12 protein-coding genes are annotated in these 16,086 nt (G+C 48.8%); 9 read left to right on the top strand and 3 right to left on the bottom strand.

The annotated features are described in order from the left end of the window. The first annotated feature begins 4 nt into the window (after window positions 1-4). The 7 genes from B1748_RS05040 (at window position 5) to B1748_RS05010 (ending at window position 8,067) form a co-directional block, all read left to right on the top strand. Window positions 5-2,299 (top strand): helix-turn-helix domain-containing protein, encoded by a 2,295-nt coding sequence (locus B1748_RS05040; RefSeq protein ID WP_179215392.1) that lies wholly within the window; start codon window positions 5-7, stop codon window positions 2,297-2,299. Between the two features lie 214 nt (window positions 2,300-2,513). Next, window positions 2,514-3,434 (top strand): ABC transporter permease, encoded by a 921-nt coding sequence (locus B1748_RS05035; protein ID WP_256975530.1) that lies wholly within the window; start codon window positions 2,514-2,516, stop codon window positions 3,432-3,434. Between the two features lie 26 nt (window positions 3,435-3,460). After that, window positions 3,461-4,339 (top strand): carbohydrate ABC transporter permease, encoded by an 879-nt coding sequence (locus B1748_RS05030; RefSeq protein ID WP_087566752.1) that lies wholly within the window; start codon window positions 3,461-3,463, stop codon window positions 4,337-4,339. A gap of 66 nt (window positions 4,340-4,405) precedes the next feature. Beyond that, entirely contained in the window at window positions 4,406-5,926 is a 1,521-nt protein-coding gene (locus B1748_RS05025) for an extracellular solute-binding protein (RefSeq protein WP_087566751.1), read from the top strand. A 239-nt stretch (window positions 5,927-6,165) separates the two neighbouring features. Continuing rightward, window positions 6,166-6,483, top strand: a complete 318-nt coding sequence (locus B1748_RS05020; protein ID WP_087566750.1) for a hypothetical protein — start codon at window positions 6,166-6,168, stop codon at window positions 6,481-6,483. Beyond that, a complete protein-coding gene (locus B1748_RS05015; RefSeq protein ID WP_373271250.1) occupies window positions 6,480-6,839 on the top strand; it encodes a sugar phosphate isomerase/epimerase family protein in 360 nt (119 codons plus the stop codon). The genes B1748_RS05020 and B1748_RS05015 overlap by 4 nt, the downstream gene beginning before the upstream one ends. 124 nt (window positions 6,840-6,963) lie before the next feature. Next, window positions 6,964-8,067: a Gfo/Idh/MocA family protein gene (locus tag B1748_RS05010; protein WP_087566748.1), complete on the top strand. Its 1,104-nt coding sequence runs from the start codon at window positions 6,964-6,966 to the stop codon at window positions 8,065-8,067. A 142-nt stretch (window positions 8,068-8,209) separates the two neighbouring features. On the opposite strand, the gene B1748_RS05005 is transcribed toward B1748_RS05010, so the two are convergent. The 3 genes from B1748_RS05005 to B1748_RS04995 form a co-directional block, all read right to left on the bottom strand. After that, entirely contained in the window at window positions 8,210-8,560 is a 351-nt protein-coding gene (locus B1748_RS05005) for a Rieske (2Fe-2S) protein (protein ID WP_087566747.1), read from the bottom strand. 39 nt (window positions 8,561-8,599) lie between these two features. Next, on the bottom strand, window positions 8,600-9,658 hold the full coding sequence (locus B1748_RS05000) for an amidohydrolase family protein (protein ID WP_087566746.1): 1,059 nt from the start codon (window positions 9,656-9,658) through the stop codon (window positions 8,600-8,602). A 129-nt stretch (window positions 9,659-9,787) separates the two neighbouring features. Beyond that, complete coding sequence (locus B1748_RS04995) at window positions 9,788-10,789, bottom strand: NAD(P)/FAD-dependent oxidoreductase (RefSeq protein WP_087566745.1); 1,002 nt, start codon at window positions 10,787-10,789, stop codon at window positions 9,788-9,790. A gap of 327 nt (window positions 10,790-11,116) precedes the next feature. Here B1748_RS04995 and B1748_RS04990 point away from each other — a divergent pair, with 327 nt between their 5' ends. Together B1748_RS04990 and B1748_RS04985 are read left to right on the top strand one after the other, a co-directional pair. Next, window positions 11,117-11,908 carry an AraC family transcriptional regulator gene (locus B1748_RS04990; RefSeq protein ID WP_087566744.1) on the top strand — a complete coding sequence of 264 codons (792 nt, stop codon included), beginning with the start codon at window positions 11,117-11,119 and terminating at the stop codon, window positions 11,906-11,908. 208 nt (window positions 11,909-12,116) lie between these two features. Continuing rightward, the gene (locus tag B1748_RS04985; protein ID WP_087566743.1) at window positions 12,117-16,040 is read left to right on the top strand and encodes an S-layer homology domain-containing protein; all 3,924 of its coding nucleotides are present in this window, start codon (window positions 12,117-12,119) and stop codon (window positions 16,038-16,040) included. Window positions 16,041-16,086 lie beyond the last annotated feature (46 nt).

The following is a 16,086-nucleotide window of genomic DNA, read 5'->3' as shown; positions in this document are numbered from 1 at the left end:
GACATTGCAGTTATTATTTTCGCGATATTTCCGCATGATTGTATTGTACAGTCTCATTCTGGGAGCGCTGCCGGTCGTTTCGCTCGGTTTGTTCTCTTACTACAAGGCTTCAACGGTGGTTCTGGACAAAGTTCAATCGGCTAACAGACACACCTTAGAGCAGGCTCACCGTAGAGTTGAGCAGGAGTTGATGGCGCTCGACAATCTTGCGATGCAGTATTTGAGTACGGTGCTCGTCAAAGAAGCGATGACTCAAAGTCTGGGCGTAAACGACTTCGGGAAGGTGCGGGAAATGATGAGCAGCCACTTCGGAATGAGAACTCATGGGTTGGACGTGACGAAGGTGGAGCTAGTCAACTTCGGCAAACAATGGATTATTGACAGCAGTGGACTGCATGCCTTTGATGAAATGGAAACCCTTGATAAATACATGGATTTTTTGAAGTTTGATGGGAATTCGTTCTGGTTGTTCGAAACGACCGATAATAACCATTACATCAATCTGGTCAAAAAGTTCCCACTGGTCTCGACCGTGCCTACAGGATTGCTCGTTATTCAAATCCCGAATTATTACATCAACAATCTGGAACTGCTCCCAGCCGACAAGCTGGGACAGATGTTGATCGTGGACGGGCAGGATAATGTCATTGCAAACCGGGATTCGACCCGAATTGGGGCCAGCCTGAAGCAGATGCCCTATTGGGCGGATTTAAAGAAGCAGCAAGCAACAGACGGTTTCTTCCAAGCCACAGATGAATCCGGAAACGCACTCCATGTGTTGTACCGGAAGTCAGAATATAACGGTTGGACATATTTATATCTGGTATCTCCGAAAGAAGTCGTCAAGGATGCGCGAAGCATCGGTTGGCTTACGTTCGCCATTTGTTTCGGCATATTCGGGGTAATGGCTGCGATTGCGATATTCGGTTCAAAGCGAATTTATTCGCCGGTTCGCCAATTGTACAATTCAGCGATGGGAGACGATCATAGCTCAGATCACCGGTCTAGCGAATTTCAACATATTGCAGACAGAATCGAAAGTTTGATCGTCTCCAATTCGGAGATGAACGGTAAAATTAAAAGTCAGATTGACCAGTTGCAGCACCTTTTTATTTTTAAATTGCTGCAAGGAACCGTTAATGAGGCGGAGGCGGCAGAACGGACCAGCCAGTATCAATGGATTCGCGATGATCGGCTGCGGCTTTGTCTGATTGTCGTTCAGCCGGATTCGCTGGACGAGACGCGTTACCGTCGAGAGGACCTCGACATTTTGATCTTTGCGGTGGACAATATCGTCAACGAATTGATCTCCCCGGATCGGCGCCTGTTTGCCGTCCCGTTCGGTTCGGTGCAGGCGACCGCGTTATCTGCAATTGAAGAAGAGGAAGAAGCGTTTCGCGATAACGTCTACGAGTGGGCCGAGATGATTCAGACGACGATCAAGAGAGTGCTGCAATTACCGGTAAGTATCGGCATAAGTAGACCCTACCGGAAATTGTTTCAAACTTCACAGGCCTACGAAGAAGCGACCGAAGCGCTGAAATTCCGGATTCGGCTCGGGCGGGAACTGATCGTGAACATCGATGAAGCCGCCCCCGGTGCCGGATCGCATCCGATCTATCCGATTGTTTCGGCAAGCGAACTTGGTGATGCCATTCGGACAGCCAACCTGAAGGAAGCGGACCATTTTTTGGACCGATTTATCGAGGAAGTCCGACAGCAAGCTCTTAATCCGCGAGAATACCAGATGTTATTTGTCCGATTGTTAATGGATATAGTGAAGTTGGCCGAGGGGGTAGGGGAGCCGCTCGAAGTGATGCGCGATGACGGGAGAGAAGGCGCGGTTTCCTTTAACCGTCTGTTTGAACTGTATTCAATGGAGGAGATTAAACGGTGGTTGTGGGAAATTGTTATTTTGTCATTGATCCAGCGCATTGAAGGACAGCGAGAAGCGCATTACAGTCAAATTTCTGACACGATGGTCGAGATGATCCACCAAAGCTACGATACCGATCTGACATTGGAAGTATGCGCCGATGAGCTGAACTACCATCCGAACTATATCAAGCGGGTATTTAGCAAAGAAACAGGTACGAACTTCAGCGAATACCTGTTGTCCTACCGAATGAAGATGGCCAAGTTATGGCTCGCCGAGAGCGAGATGACGATTGCCGAAATCGCCGATAAGCTTCGGTATCGGAATTCGCAAAATTTCATCCGCCAATTCCGCAAGATGGAAGGAATAACGCCTGGGCAGTTCCGAAAAGCAGCTGAATCGATACATCAGGGCCCGACTTAACATGCTCCCCTTATAGTTCCAACTCAATAAAAGCTGCTCCGTCCCGTTCAATCAGAGATGGAGCAGCTTTAATGATTATAGTGCCCTAATGATTATTCGGCAATCTGGCGGCAGGTGGTTCCCGGGAGATTATAGACAGTTATTGGCCTCGGATCTACACTTGGGATTGTAAGCGCATAACTAACATCACGTTAAGAAAGGAGGTCCATCAGAGATGAAAAACAAGCTGGAGGGCAGCACATGGAGGCTATTGTCGCGGGATCGCTATCTGTACTTCATGCTATTGCCGGGAGTGATTTACTTCTTATTATTTAAGTATTTGCCCATGTGGGGAGTCCTGATTGCCTTCAAAAACTATCAGCCCTTTCTTGGTTTTAATGGGAGCGAGTGGGTTGGATTTAAACATTTTATTCGTTTCTTCTCCGACCCCGCCTTTAGTCAGTTGTTCAGAAACACGATCATACTGGCCCTCTACAATCTGGTGTTTTTCTTCCCGATGCCGATTGTGATCGCCTTGATGCTGAACGAGATTGGCCGGGCTTGGTACAAAAGATTCGTGCAAACCATTATTTATATTCCCCACTTCTTCTCTTGGGTGGCGATTGTAGGTATCGCGTATGTACTGTTTACGACTGAGGGAGGAGCAGTTAACGAGTGGTTTGAATCAATGGGGATGGAGAAAATCAATATACTCGCCAGTGAACAATGGTTTCGAACAGTCGTGACCTCGGAAGTGATATGGAAGGAAACCGGTTGGGGGACGATTATCTTTCTGGCTGCGCTGACCGGAGTCGATCCCCAACTCTATGAGGCAGCGCGGATTGATGGGGCTAACCGCTTCAGACAATTGTGGCATATTACATTCCCGGCGCTTCGATCGGTTATCATTATTTTGTTTATATTGCGTCTGGGCAATTTTCTCGATACCGGATTCGAACAAATCTACCTGATGTTGAACGCGACGAATCGCGAGGTTGGCGAAGTATTCGACACCTATGTATACAGCATGGGTATACTCAATGGGCAGTTCAGCTTTAGTACGGCTATCGGTTTGTTTAAATCGGCCATCGGTTTGTTGCTGGTCGTAGCAGCCAATCATCTGGCGAGAAGGTTTGGAGAAGAGGGTGTTTATTAATCCATGTGGAGAAGGAGTTGAGATAGTTGCCCGATCGTTCTTGGCCCAGCAGAATATTGGATGTACTGATCTATATTGGACTGTTCGTGTTTGCCGCACTCACACTCATTCCGTTTCTGTACATTGTGAGCGCCTCGTTTACTTCGTCGGAGGAGTTGCTGCAGAAGGGATTCGTCCTGTTTCCAACTAAATTTTCACTTGAAGCTTACCAATACATTTTCTCGACGCAGACGTTGGTACGCAGTTTGTGGGTAACGGTCTTTATTACCGTAGCGGGAACGGCGATCAATCTCGTATTTACGATATTGATGGCGTATCCGCTGGCGCGTCCCACTCTGAAGTGGCGTCGGCAATTGATGTTAATGATTATATTTACGATGCTGTTCAGCGGAGGGATGATCCCTACCTTCCTAATAGTAAAAGAGTTAGGCATGCTTGGTACGTACTGGTCATTGCTTATTCCCGGAGCGATCAGTGCCTTTAATCTGATTATTTTGAGGAACTTTTTCCAGCAGCTGCCTGACGGATTGGAAGAAGCGGCTAAAATAGACGGCTGCAACGACTTTATGATTCTGATTCGCATTGTGCTCCCGCTGTCTCTTCCGGCGGTGGCTACGTTCGCCTTGTTCTACGCCGTAGGTCACTGGAACTCCTTTTTCCAGGCTATCCTGTATATTAACGATTCAGAGAAGTGGCCGATTCAGGTGCTGCTCCGCCAAATCGTTATTCTATCCTCGGGAGGAGCAATCGGCGATTCTTCTGCAATGAGCGAGAGCTTTGTGCCGCCGGGGGAAACGGTCAAGATGGCAACGATCGTTGTGGCTACTGTGCCGATCTTGCTGGTGTATCCTTTCCTGCAGAAGCACTTCGCCAAGGGCGCTTTACTTGGTTCTGTTAAAGGATAGAGCGGTGACTGCATCCGATTATTTGAATGTTCACATATCAAATAAAATGAAGGGGGATGAAATGGCATGGCACATCAAAGGGAAACAAAGTGGAAAAGGAAATTCGGGGGGCTTATTCTTGCAGGAACGATGCTTTTAGGAGCGGCCTGTTCCAATAACGGGGCGGATCCGGGAGAGCAGGGAGGAGAAGAGTCTACGAAGCCTGATCTTGTCAAGATCAAGTTCATGACGCCGTACTTTAATGCGGAACCGCCAAAACAGGATTCGGAAGCGATGGACAACATCCGAAAGCATACGAATACGGATTTGGAAGTGGTATGGGTTCCTGCATCGGCTTACAATGATAAGCTGAACGCGTCGATCGCCGGGCAGGACTTGCCGGAAGTTGTCATGGCGCGCACTGGCTCGAACAATAACGCGGCTTTCGTTAACGCGGTTCGCAGCGGGATGTTCTGGGACATCGGACCGTACTTGAAGGATTATCCGAACTTAAACGAGATGGTGCCGGATCTGGAAGCTAACACGCTGATTGACGGTAAAATATACGGCATTCGGAAATACTTCCCGCAAGCTCGCGACGGCGTCATTTTCCGGAAAGATTGGCTAGATCGTCTGGGACTCCAAGAACCGAAAACGGTTGAAGAACTTATCGAGGTGATGTACGCTTTTGCAAAAGAGGATCCGGATGACAACGGTAAGGACGATACGTTCGCTTTTGGCGTGACATCGGGTGTGAACGGCTTCGGCTTGTTTAATTCGTGGTATGGAGGTGCGAATCGCTGGGAGTTTAAGGACGGACAGATGATTCCGGAGTTTTACTCCGAAGCTTATTTGCAGACGTTGAAGTTGTATAAGCAGTTTTATGATGATAATATCATTAATCAGGATTTCCCGGTATTTACCAACGGGTTTGAATTGCTGAATAAAGGGAAAGCCGGCATGGTCTTGACGGCATTGGATGACCTGACGGTACGCTTCGGAGATCTCGCGAAGGCGTTTCCGGATGCCGAACTCGACGTAATCAGCCGGATCGAAGGGCCGCAAGGAGCCCGAGTTCCAACAATGGGCACGTTGCCTACACTGTTCGTCTTCCCGAAAACAAGCGTCAAGACGGAGGAGCGATTGAAGCAGGTGCTTGGCTTTATGGACAAGATGGCCGATCCGGAGATGCAGGATTTGTTCGTATGGGGAATCGAAGGCGTTCACTACGAACTGAAGGATGGCAAGCCTGAACGCACGGATGCCTCAAAGTTTACCGCGGATTTCAGCGATTTGGATATGATTCGTTTTGATGAAGGTGCCAAGGCTCAAGAAGGCAATATGCCGGCGAATTTCTTGAAAGCCAAGCAGGTGCAACTCGACAATTTGGAAATCGCAGTGCCGAACCCCACACAATCGCTAATCTCGAATACTGGTATCGAGAAGGGCACAGAACTGGGCAAAATCATTGGCGATGCGAGGACGAAATTCATCATTGGGGAAATAGACGAAGCGGGATGGCATAAGGCTGTCGAGGATTGGACGAAAGGCGGCGGCGAGCAGATCATTAAGGAATACACAGAAGAATATTTGAAATATAACAAATAGTAGGAATCAAGATCTACAGGAGACGCCCGTTGTCCATGTGATGCGGGCGTCTTGATCTTTTTCTCGGCCTGAAGCTTGATCGTCTCCTCAGCCATAATGCATTCCTCCCAAGATTAACAACTTCCTCCTAACTTAATAACATTTTGCAGAATAAGTCAATCTTCGTCTTATTAGTTATTCCCCCTCGTCCCGCGCAGCGTTATGCTGAATGCGAAAGATTATATAAGGAGGAACGAGGCATGTGGAAGAAAATCTCGGTACAACTATACGCATTGCGCGAGGAGTGCGCGGCGGTTTTCCCGGAGGTGCTGCGCGAGTTGGCAAGCATCGGCTACAGAGGCGTGCAGTTCGCCGGATTCCATGGATACGATCCCGCGTTGTTGAAGTTTGTCCTGGCAGAGACGGGGCTTCGCGTGTCGGGGTTGCATTATGGCGGCGACGAAATGTTGAAAGACCCGGAGCGCCTGATCTCGGAAGCGAAAATGTTCGACATGCCGGACATCGTATGCGCCGGATTAGGGGGCGGTCATCAGAACAGGAAGGATATCGGACGATGAAGCACTGGTTTAACGAGCTGGCCAATCGTGTGCAAACCGATGGTTTACGTAATAGTTACCATAATCACTCCTTCGAATTTAATACGATCGTGGACGGGCATGACGGACTGTCTTATCTGATCGAACATTCGTCAGATAACCTTATCCTAGCGGAACTGGATGTCTTCTGGTTGAAGAATGGCGGGCACGATCCAATCGAATTTCTGAAGCCGTATGCCGGCAGGGTGCCTATCTTGCATATGAAAGATATGAGTGATGATGAAGAGCAAGTCTACGCGGAAGTCGGTACGGGGTCGATCGATTTCAAATCCATCGTCCGCTGGGGGAAGCATCTGGTGTTGAGTGGTATGTCGTAGAGCAAGACTTCTGCAAGTCGGATCCGATGGGATGCGTGAAGAGGAGCTATGAGAACATATCCCAGCTGATGGACAAGATCGGTCAAGCATAATCCGCTCAATGAAAGGGAGGCAAGTTATTGCGATGAACAAGTTGAAAGTTGGTATCGTCGGAACGGGAAATATAAGCGGGATCTACTTCCAAAACGGCAAGCGGTTCGACTCTATGGAAGTTGTGGCGTGCGCGGACTTGGATATGGAACGCGCCGCTGCCAAGGCAGCGGCGCATGGTGTTCGGGGATGTTCAGTTGATGAGTTGCTTGCAGAACCGGACATTCAGATGGTCATTAACCTGACGGTTCCGCAAGCTCATGCAGCGGTAGCCCTGCAGGCTCTGGAGGCGGGCAAACATGTGTACTCGGAGAAGCCGCTGGCTACGACGCGCGAAGAGGGGCGGCGCGTGCTTGAGGTTGCCCGAAGCCGAGGCTTGCGGGTCGGATGTGCGCCGGATACGTTTCTGGGCGGCGGTATCCAGACTTGCATCAAGCTGCTAGAGGACGGTTGGATCGGAACGCCGATCGGCGCGACTGCGTTTATGATGGGTGGAGGACCGGAAGGATGGCACCCGAACCCTGATTTCTTCTATCAGCCGGGCGGAGGTCCTCTATTCGATATGGGTCCTTACTACTTAACGGCGCTTGTGGCTCTGCTTGGCCCGATCAACCGAGTGACAGGATCGGCAAAAATTTCGTTCCCAGAGCGGATCGCTACGAGCAAGGAGCAGTTCGGTAAGAGAATTAAGGTGGAGACACCGACCCACATTACAAGCGTTCTCGATTTCGCGTCCGGTCCTGCTGCTACACTGGTAACAAGCTTCGATGTAAGGGGAGGCTCCGTGCTCCCCCGGATCGAATTGTACGGAAGCGAAGGCACGCTGCTGGTCCCGGATCCGAACACGTTCGGCGGGCCTGTGCGCATCCGTCGCGCCAGTGCGGGGGATTGGTCCGACATTCCGCTAACGCATGGCAAGTTCGAGAATGCGCGGGGAGTCGGAGCAGCGGACATGGCGGCAGCGATTCTGAGCGATCGCAACCACCGGACGAGCGGCGAAATGGCTTATCATGTGCTCGAAGCGATGTTCGGCATTCTGGACGCCTCCGAGCAAGGTGTTCATTATGCGATGAAAAGTACCTGTCAGCGTCCTGCGCCGTTCCCGCTTGGTCTTGCGGATCACAGCCTGGACGGGTAGGAGTAGCGGCAATTGTGTATTTAAATTTCTAAACATTCCTGGTTGACGGTAATACCGCACTAGCCTGCTGATATTCAGCAGGCTAGCTGCATATCAAGTGCAACAATTAGGTCATAGAAAGAGGCCAATAATAATGATTCAACTAGATGATAATTCCGATCTTGCCGTTGTCCACCTGGACTTTATAGGAGCGGGTCCGGACTCTTTCGTTAAAGATCGACTTGCCCGTCTTGATCTCAAACTCCCAGCCGTGCCAGGGACAACGGACAATCTCGCCTTCCCGACCGAACTGGTAGTCGTATACGTCGGAGGGAAGCGTCGTTCCGCAGATCGGCCCTTTACAGAGTTCGGCGCCTTCATGAGGACATCGGTTATGCAGTGCGTAATAGTCGTGACCAATCCGGTATAAACCGATCGATCGGCCCTCCAATTCGATGATCTTGCTCTGGCCGTCCTCTATTTCGTTTGTTTGGGCTACGTAGTGTACTGCCATGGCGATTCCTCCATTATATCGATTAGTTTCCCGGAAGCCTTACAACCGGTACAGCTTTTTCGCGTTTTCATAGAAGATTTTACGTCGCGCTTCGGGGTTGAGGCGCTTCAATATTTCGCCAGGATCGTCGTTGTCCCAGTGCGGATAGTCGCTGGAGAACATCAGGATATTCTCGGCATCGACCATATCGAAGATGGCAAGCAGTTCCTTGGGATTGTCGGGTTCTTCAATCGGCTGTGTAGAAAACATGCAGTTGCTTCGAATATATTCGCTAGGCATCCGCTTTAGCCAAGGCACGGAGGCGCGCAGTCCCTTATAGTTCTTGTCCAGTCGCCACATGAGATGGGGCAGCCAGGCAATGCCGCCTTCCAGGCATACGAACTTTAAATTCGGAAACTTCTCGAACACGCCTTCGCAAACCAGGCTGGTCACATGCGCCATGTAGTTCTGGGATAGAATCGTATGGTATTCCAGGTACCGGGTTGGATATCCCGAGGCCGTCGGAGGCGAGGAGATCCCGGAGCCTTCGCCGCCGGGGTGGATCGCGATTGGAAGACCGTGGCGCTCCGCGGCTTCGTAGATAGGATGAAACTGCCGTTGGCCGAGCAGAGCCCGCTGCGCGCTGCCGATAATGATGCTGACGATTCTCGGATGGTCCGCCATGCGGTTTATTTCCCTAACGGCCAGCGCGGGATCCAGCGTCGAGATAACCATGCAGCCTCGGAAGGATTCGTGTTTCGGCAACCATTCTGCGACAAGGTAGTCGTTGTAAGCGGAAGCTACGGCTGCTCCATGATCCGGGTCATGCATGACGGATACGCCATCGAGATGGCCGGTCAGAATTGCGATTTCGATGTTGTACGGTTTAATCAGATCTTGGACGAGGAAGTCCGGATCCGACGCGGCCGGGCCGCCTCCCGGAGGTCTGCAGTCATTTCGGAGCACACCGACGGGGGACGGGTAGCCGCGATCCGGTATTCCGATGCCGTTGGCGGCAATTCGCGACTTCCATGGCTCGGGCAGATAGGGCAGCAAGTCTCTGTGACTTTTTAATTGATTGTGGACGTCGACATCAATGACTTTCGAATTTGCAAGCATCCTATTAATACCTCCCAATGCGATTCATTAACCTTACAGCTCTTATTGTAATCTGGGAGGGCCAAGAAAACGATTGGTAATCATGTGATTTATTGAGTGATTCTTTGAATTCTTTAAAGTAACAACCTCTTAAAGCTTCATGTTGCTGCTGTGACCGGGAGATAGACGCGCATCAGGATCGAAGTACACCTTGGCGTTGTTTACGGCTGTTGGCGCTTCGCCGAATCCGACGGCAATCAGCTTAACTTTGCCCGGATACGTGGTAATATCCCCCGCTGCAAAAATGCCCGGAATGCTGGTCTCCATACGAGAGTCCACCATGATGGAATTATTCTCAATCGCTAAGCCCCACTGAGAGATCGGACCAAGCGAGGAGATAAATCCGTAGTTTACGATAACCTCATCAACTTCGAGTTCTTGGGTTTCATTTGTTTTGATATGGGACAGGCTTACTTTCGTGATGCGATCATCTCCGTGAAGCCCGGTTATTTCGGTTGGCGTAATGAGATTGACCCTGGAATCAAGGAGCTTCTCGACGCTATGCTCATGTGCGCGGAATTTGTCTCGGCGATGAACGATGCTGACCTGTTCGGCAATAGGCTCCAGCATTAGAGCCCAGTCCAACGCCGAATCGCCGCCGCCGCTGATCAGCACTCTTTTGCCTTGGAAGCGGATAAGATCGCTGACGAAATAATGTAGATTGCTGCGCTCGAACTTATCTGCATGATCCACCTCCAGCCGGCGAGGCTCGAAGGCGCCTACGCCAGCGGTAATGATAACAGACTTTGCGCTATGCGCACCTTTATCCGTTGTGACAACAAAGTGACGCTCGTCGATCTTCTCTACGGATGTCACTTTTTCTTTCAAACGAATGTCTGTGTTAAACAGATCCATTTGCCGGGCAAGGTTTTCTACCAGTTCCTGTGCTGTTATCTTGGGAAATCCGGCTACATCGTATATATATTTCTCCGGATACAGTGCAGCCAGTTGACCACCAAGCTGTGGCATGCTTTCGATCAGTTTCACGGAGGCCTGCCGGATTCCGCCGTAGAAAGCGGCGAACATTCCTGTGGGGCCGCCACCGATAATGAGTAGATCCGTCATGTTGTTGTCTTGTGGCATTGTTGTCATATTAGGTAAAACCTCCATCATTCATATTGATTGAATTACGGGGAACTGACCCCTCCGCAGTTCTAATACATTATACGGAGAGAAGAGACTGGCGAACAATGTGATCATGTCAACTATGAATTGTCAGTTTGTCAGGTTTGATCAAAAAGACAAGATGATCCCGATCAGAGCAAAGTTGTATTATGCACAGCTAGTATTGCAATCCTGCAAGCGATTTTAGTACGGCATTTATCATTGTAAGAGAAAATGATTCGTAGTACGATTGGTAATACTATATTCTTTTGAATGATTCTTAGATTTACACAATATGACAATGGAGGTTAGGTGATGCGCATCGAGTTTGTCTTGTTACACCAGGCCGTTCAGGGGGGGTGGAATGTGCCGTTATCTTATACGAATCAGCATATATTATTTCTGGTTACGCGGGGGACGGTGATCTACGAGATTGCAGGGAAGACGCTGCGGATCGGCAAAGGCGAAGGAATATTCATGCCGCAAGGTACGTTGCGTTCTTCCGAGGTTGTTGCCGAGGATCTTCATGAGATGTACGCAGTCTACTTCAGCGATGCGTCACAAGAGGACCTTGCCCCGTTCGCAGACGAGCCGTACAAGCAATTCCGGCCTAATGCTTATGACTATATCAAGCAAAGGTTGTCCATGCTGCATGAATGCTGGGTTGGTAAAATGACCGGCTATGATCTCATTACACGCGGCATATTGATGGAGGTAATGGGCATAATTCAGCGCGATTTGTTCGCAGGAAGCCGTGCATCCTCGCGAAGAAGCCTTGTCCTCCAAATTCAGGAGTATATCATTCGGCATTACCGCGAACAATTGCAGATTAGCGATCTGGCGCAATATGTGGACCGCTCGCCTACTTATGTGTCCACTGTATTCAAGCAGGTCATGAATCGGTCGCCAATTACTTATATGCACGAAGTGCGTATAGCCGCTGCCCGCGATCTGCTCATGACGACCAACATGACCGTCGGAGAAATATCCGAGGCTCTAGGATATTGCGATCAGACTTATTTCAATCATATATTTAAGAAAATCGTCGGACATCCGCCTTCCCATACGCTGAAACTTAAGAAGTTGCAAGACAACGATAAGCTCTAGCATTGGCCATCGGGAAGTCCGGGTGCCGTATACAAACACGCCTTCGACATGTCGAAGGCGTGTTTAACATTGAATTAGATTCATCATAAACGTTGATTTAAAGGCTACAATTTTACCCATGTAATAATTCACTTTTACTCTTGTTGTCAAGGTACCAGGGTGATAAATTTAATGCGCAGGAATTGAATTATGAATAAGGGGGATGTAAATGATTAAAGTGAAAGCGGTGCCAAAGGTGGGGTTATTATTGGCAATGGTTTTATTCTTCTCGGCTTGCATGGGAAATCAAAATGTTGATGCAACATGGTCAATGCTGAATGAAACTGAGTACAGCCCTAACACAGATGTTGTTGACGTAAACGTTTCACAACTGATGAATACCGCGAATGAATTTATAACAAATCCCGGTTTTGAGGACGATAACGGATGGATCAACTCTAAAAATAGCGCATATTTTGAAACTTCGCCTTGGACTCACGGCGGAAGCCGTCGGCTTGCGCACTACACAGGTCCAATGGATGAAGTTACTACCGAGCAAACGATTACGAGTTTGGAAAATGGTTACTATACCTTGTCAGCGTGGACAATAACGGGTACTGAAAGTTCTACTGTAATGTACGCGAGCGGTTTTGGAGGCGATGCTCTAAGTATTTCAGTTCCCGCCTCGAACTTTACTTGGACCAAGATCTCGATACCAAACATTCATGTGACTAATGGCCAGCTAACAGTGGGTTTTCAAACCAATAGTTCGGACGATTACTGGGTCGGAATAGATGACGTGGAACTGGAAGCAAGACTATTGATTTCTGACTTGGATAATGGAGTGTATTCCTTATCGGCCGAGGTCAAAACGGATGGCGTTCCACTTATCAGTGAATTATATGCTTTCAATGATATTGGGGATAAAGTGAAAGTGAATGTACCCGAAACTAACAGTTCCTGGGTGCAGGTTGTTACTCCACCTATTGCGGTCACAAATGGGATTTTACATCTCGGCATGAACTCCAAAAGTCTAGACGGCGAACAGATGATTGTGAATAAAGCGGAACTGGTTAAAATGAATGGAGCCGTCATAAATCCTGGATTTGAGGGTGGAACGCGGGCAGAGGTGATTGGCTGGCAAGTCAACAGCACAAACGCAACGGAATCGGCTGCAGCGATGGAAAAAAGCATGCAATCGCGCGGAGGAGCTGGTCACTTAAAACTGTCTTCTAATTCGCCTTACCAAGTTTATGTCCATCAAGTTGTCAACGGTATACAGAATGGGACGTACAGCCTGAAAGCATGGGTTAAAAGCAGCGGCGATTTCCAATCTTTTCAAATGAAAGCCGCAAATTACGGAGGAAGTGACTTAATTCATTCGCACACCGATGCGAATTCTCAGTGGCAGCAAATCACGATCGATAATCTGCAAGTTCTGAACAATCAGGTAGAGATCGGCTTTATTGCAGATGGCAACGCCGGTAGTTGGGCCAATATAGACGATGTACAGTTGGTTGCTCAGGGCAATACATTAGTTTCTTTGGAGAAAGATAATGAACCGATTTATCGAAACCCCGGTAAAGGTTATGTATTGTATGGATATGGACCAGGGAGTATATCCCAAGCCAATCAAAAGTATGCCAATTTGTATTATGCTAGGTACCAATGGGGGGATGTTCAGCCAACGGAACACGATACTTCCTTTCAAAAAATCGAGCAAGATATCGCCTTGGCCAAGAGCATGGGATTGAAGTATGCATTCCGTATTATGAATGCGGATACGGAATGGGGGAGATCGGATGGATACAATGTCCCCAAGTGGGTGTATGATGCAGGGGCAAAGTCTTATACTGTAAATTTGAATGGCGTAGAGCAACATGTTCCGGAATGGACGGATAATCCGATCTTCTTCGATAAAATGGCACAGTTCTTAGAAGAGTTGGGTGAAAAATATAACGGACATCCGGATGTTGAGTTTATTGATATTGGTAACTTTGGCACATGGGGGGAAGGGCACATCTATAATCTGGAAATCGACCATGAAGGGAACAAACATAGCTATCCTTCAGTTAATGAAATGATGGATAATTACTTTAAACCCTACATGAACGCATTTCCGGATACCCAATTAGTTACTGTGTGGGGAGTGCCTGAATTTCAGGACGTCTACAATTGGGCCGCATTGCATGGAGTCAGCGCACGCAGAGACGGAATTCCAATTCAGAACGATGGAAGCCATATTACTTATGTGCATGGAGTAGGTCCGGGAATTATTGAAATGACGACCAATTACAGCACGTTGATTGAAATGGGACGGTGGGATCCTCAGGAAATTGCAGGAAACTACAAGATTGGCAAGACCAGTTTTGCAGAAATTAGCAGGGGCGAGGCGGATAACTTTATTGTATCCGAAATTGATCTGATACGCGATAATGCAAACAAGCTGGGATATCACTTCACGATAGATACCGCACAGTATCCGGCTACCGTAGACCCTGGAAATGATTATCAGCTTGTTCTGAACTGGACGAACAGCGGTTACACGTATCTCTATAAACCGGCGCATGTAGCCGTCGCTTTATTAAACGACAGCAATCAGGTTGTTCAAACGCAATGGCTGGAGGATATTGCCCCTCAAAGCTTCGCGCCTGACTACACAACACGAACGGACTCTTCATTCCGGTTTAATGGAGTGGACAGCGGTAAGTATAAACTCGCTGTAGGTATGTTCTTGAACAAATCCAATGTGAAGCCGGATTATGGAATGGGCATTGCCGGGGGGACAGACGACAAGTGGTACCCTATGGGCGAGATTCAGGTTTCGGGAAGTAATACTGGATCGGAACCAACAAACCCTTCAAACCCGGCGATTATACCGAATGATACCTTGATCGAGTCGACTGTAAACGGGAAGAACAAGTCGTTTGCAACAGGTACAATGTCCACTGCAGAAGGCCGTAACGTTGTGACGGTTCAAGTGGATTTGAGCAAGTTGGACGGGGCATTGGCTGAGGGCAACGATCAGGTGCTGCGCATTCACTCGTCCAAAGACAGTGATCTGAAGGTCAACGGTTTGACAGCAGACTCAATTGGCAAGTTGACGGGGCAGGGTGCCAGTCTGGAAATCAGCAGCCCGCTGGCCATCTATCCGATTCCCGGCGACCGGATAGAATTGAATGATATTGCTAATCAACTGAGTAATTCTTCATTAAGCGATATTGAGGTGCAAATCGAGATCAAACGCTCTTCGGAAGCGCTCGCAAAAAAAGCCGGTAACAAAGCAAAGCAAGAAGGATACGAATTGATCGTACCTCCTATCGAGTTCGACTTGATCTTCTCAAGGGAAGGCCAGCGAGCAAGAGCGGATTCGCTGAACGGATATGCAAGAAAATTCATCGCTCTACCTGAAGGCATCGATCCAAGTAACATAACAACAGGAGTGATCGTGAATCCGGATGGTAGCGTATTCCATGTGCCAACGATCGTCACAAAGATCGGCAACCGGTATTATGCGTTGATTAACGATCGACACAGCAGAGGTTCGTATGCGGTCATCTGGAATCCGAAGGAATTCGACGATATGGAGAATCACTGGAGCAGAGCGGATGTGCGAAATATCGCGGCAAGACTAAACCTTGCGGGGACCGGTAACAATAAGTTCTCGCCGGATCGCAGCGTTACACGCTCGGAGTTTGCCGAGATTGTGGTATCTGGTCTTGGACTTATGCAACTGGATACGCCGAATAGCGCTTTCCCGGACGTTCCGTCCAATGCTTGGTATCGAAATGCTGTAGCATTAGCTAAACAATACGAGATCGTACGCGGCTTTAGCGATAACAACTTCCACGGTACCCGGGAAATAACGAGGGAACAAGCATTCGTGATCATTGCTCGCGCATTGAATTTGGTTAAGCCGCCAGTTTCACTACTCGAGTCGCAGATTGACGAGTTATTGTCGGCGTACTCAGACGCCAAAACCGTATCGAGTTGGGCGAGAGCAGACATTGCTCAACTGATCGAGGCTGGAGTCGTGAAAGGCAGCGATGGGGGGAAGCTCCATCCACAAACCGATATTTCCCGCGCTGAAATTGTGGCTCTGATCGCAAGGTTGCTTAATCGGGGATGGCTTATTGACCACTTAAACGAATAAGCTGTTATCTAATGAAAGGGTTAAGAGGAGTGCTTATCGCACTCCT

This window comes from Paenibacillus sp. MY03 (assembly GCF_002165585.1).
Classification (GTDB): Bacteria; Bacillota; Bacilli; order Paenibacillales; family Paenibacillaceae; genus Pristimantibacillus; species Pristimantibacillus agaridevorans.
The sequence above is the reverse complement of the archived record's forward strand: the minus strand, read 5'-3'. Positions and strand labels throughout refer to the sequence as shown.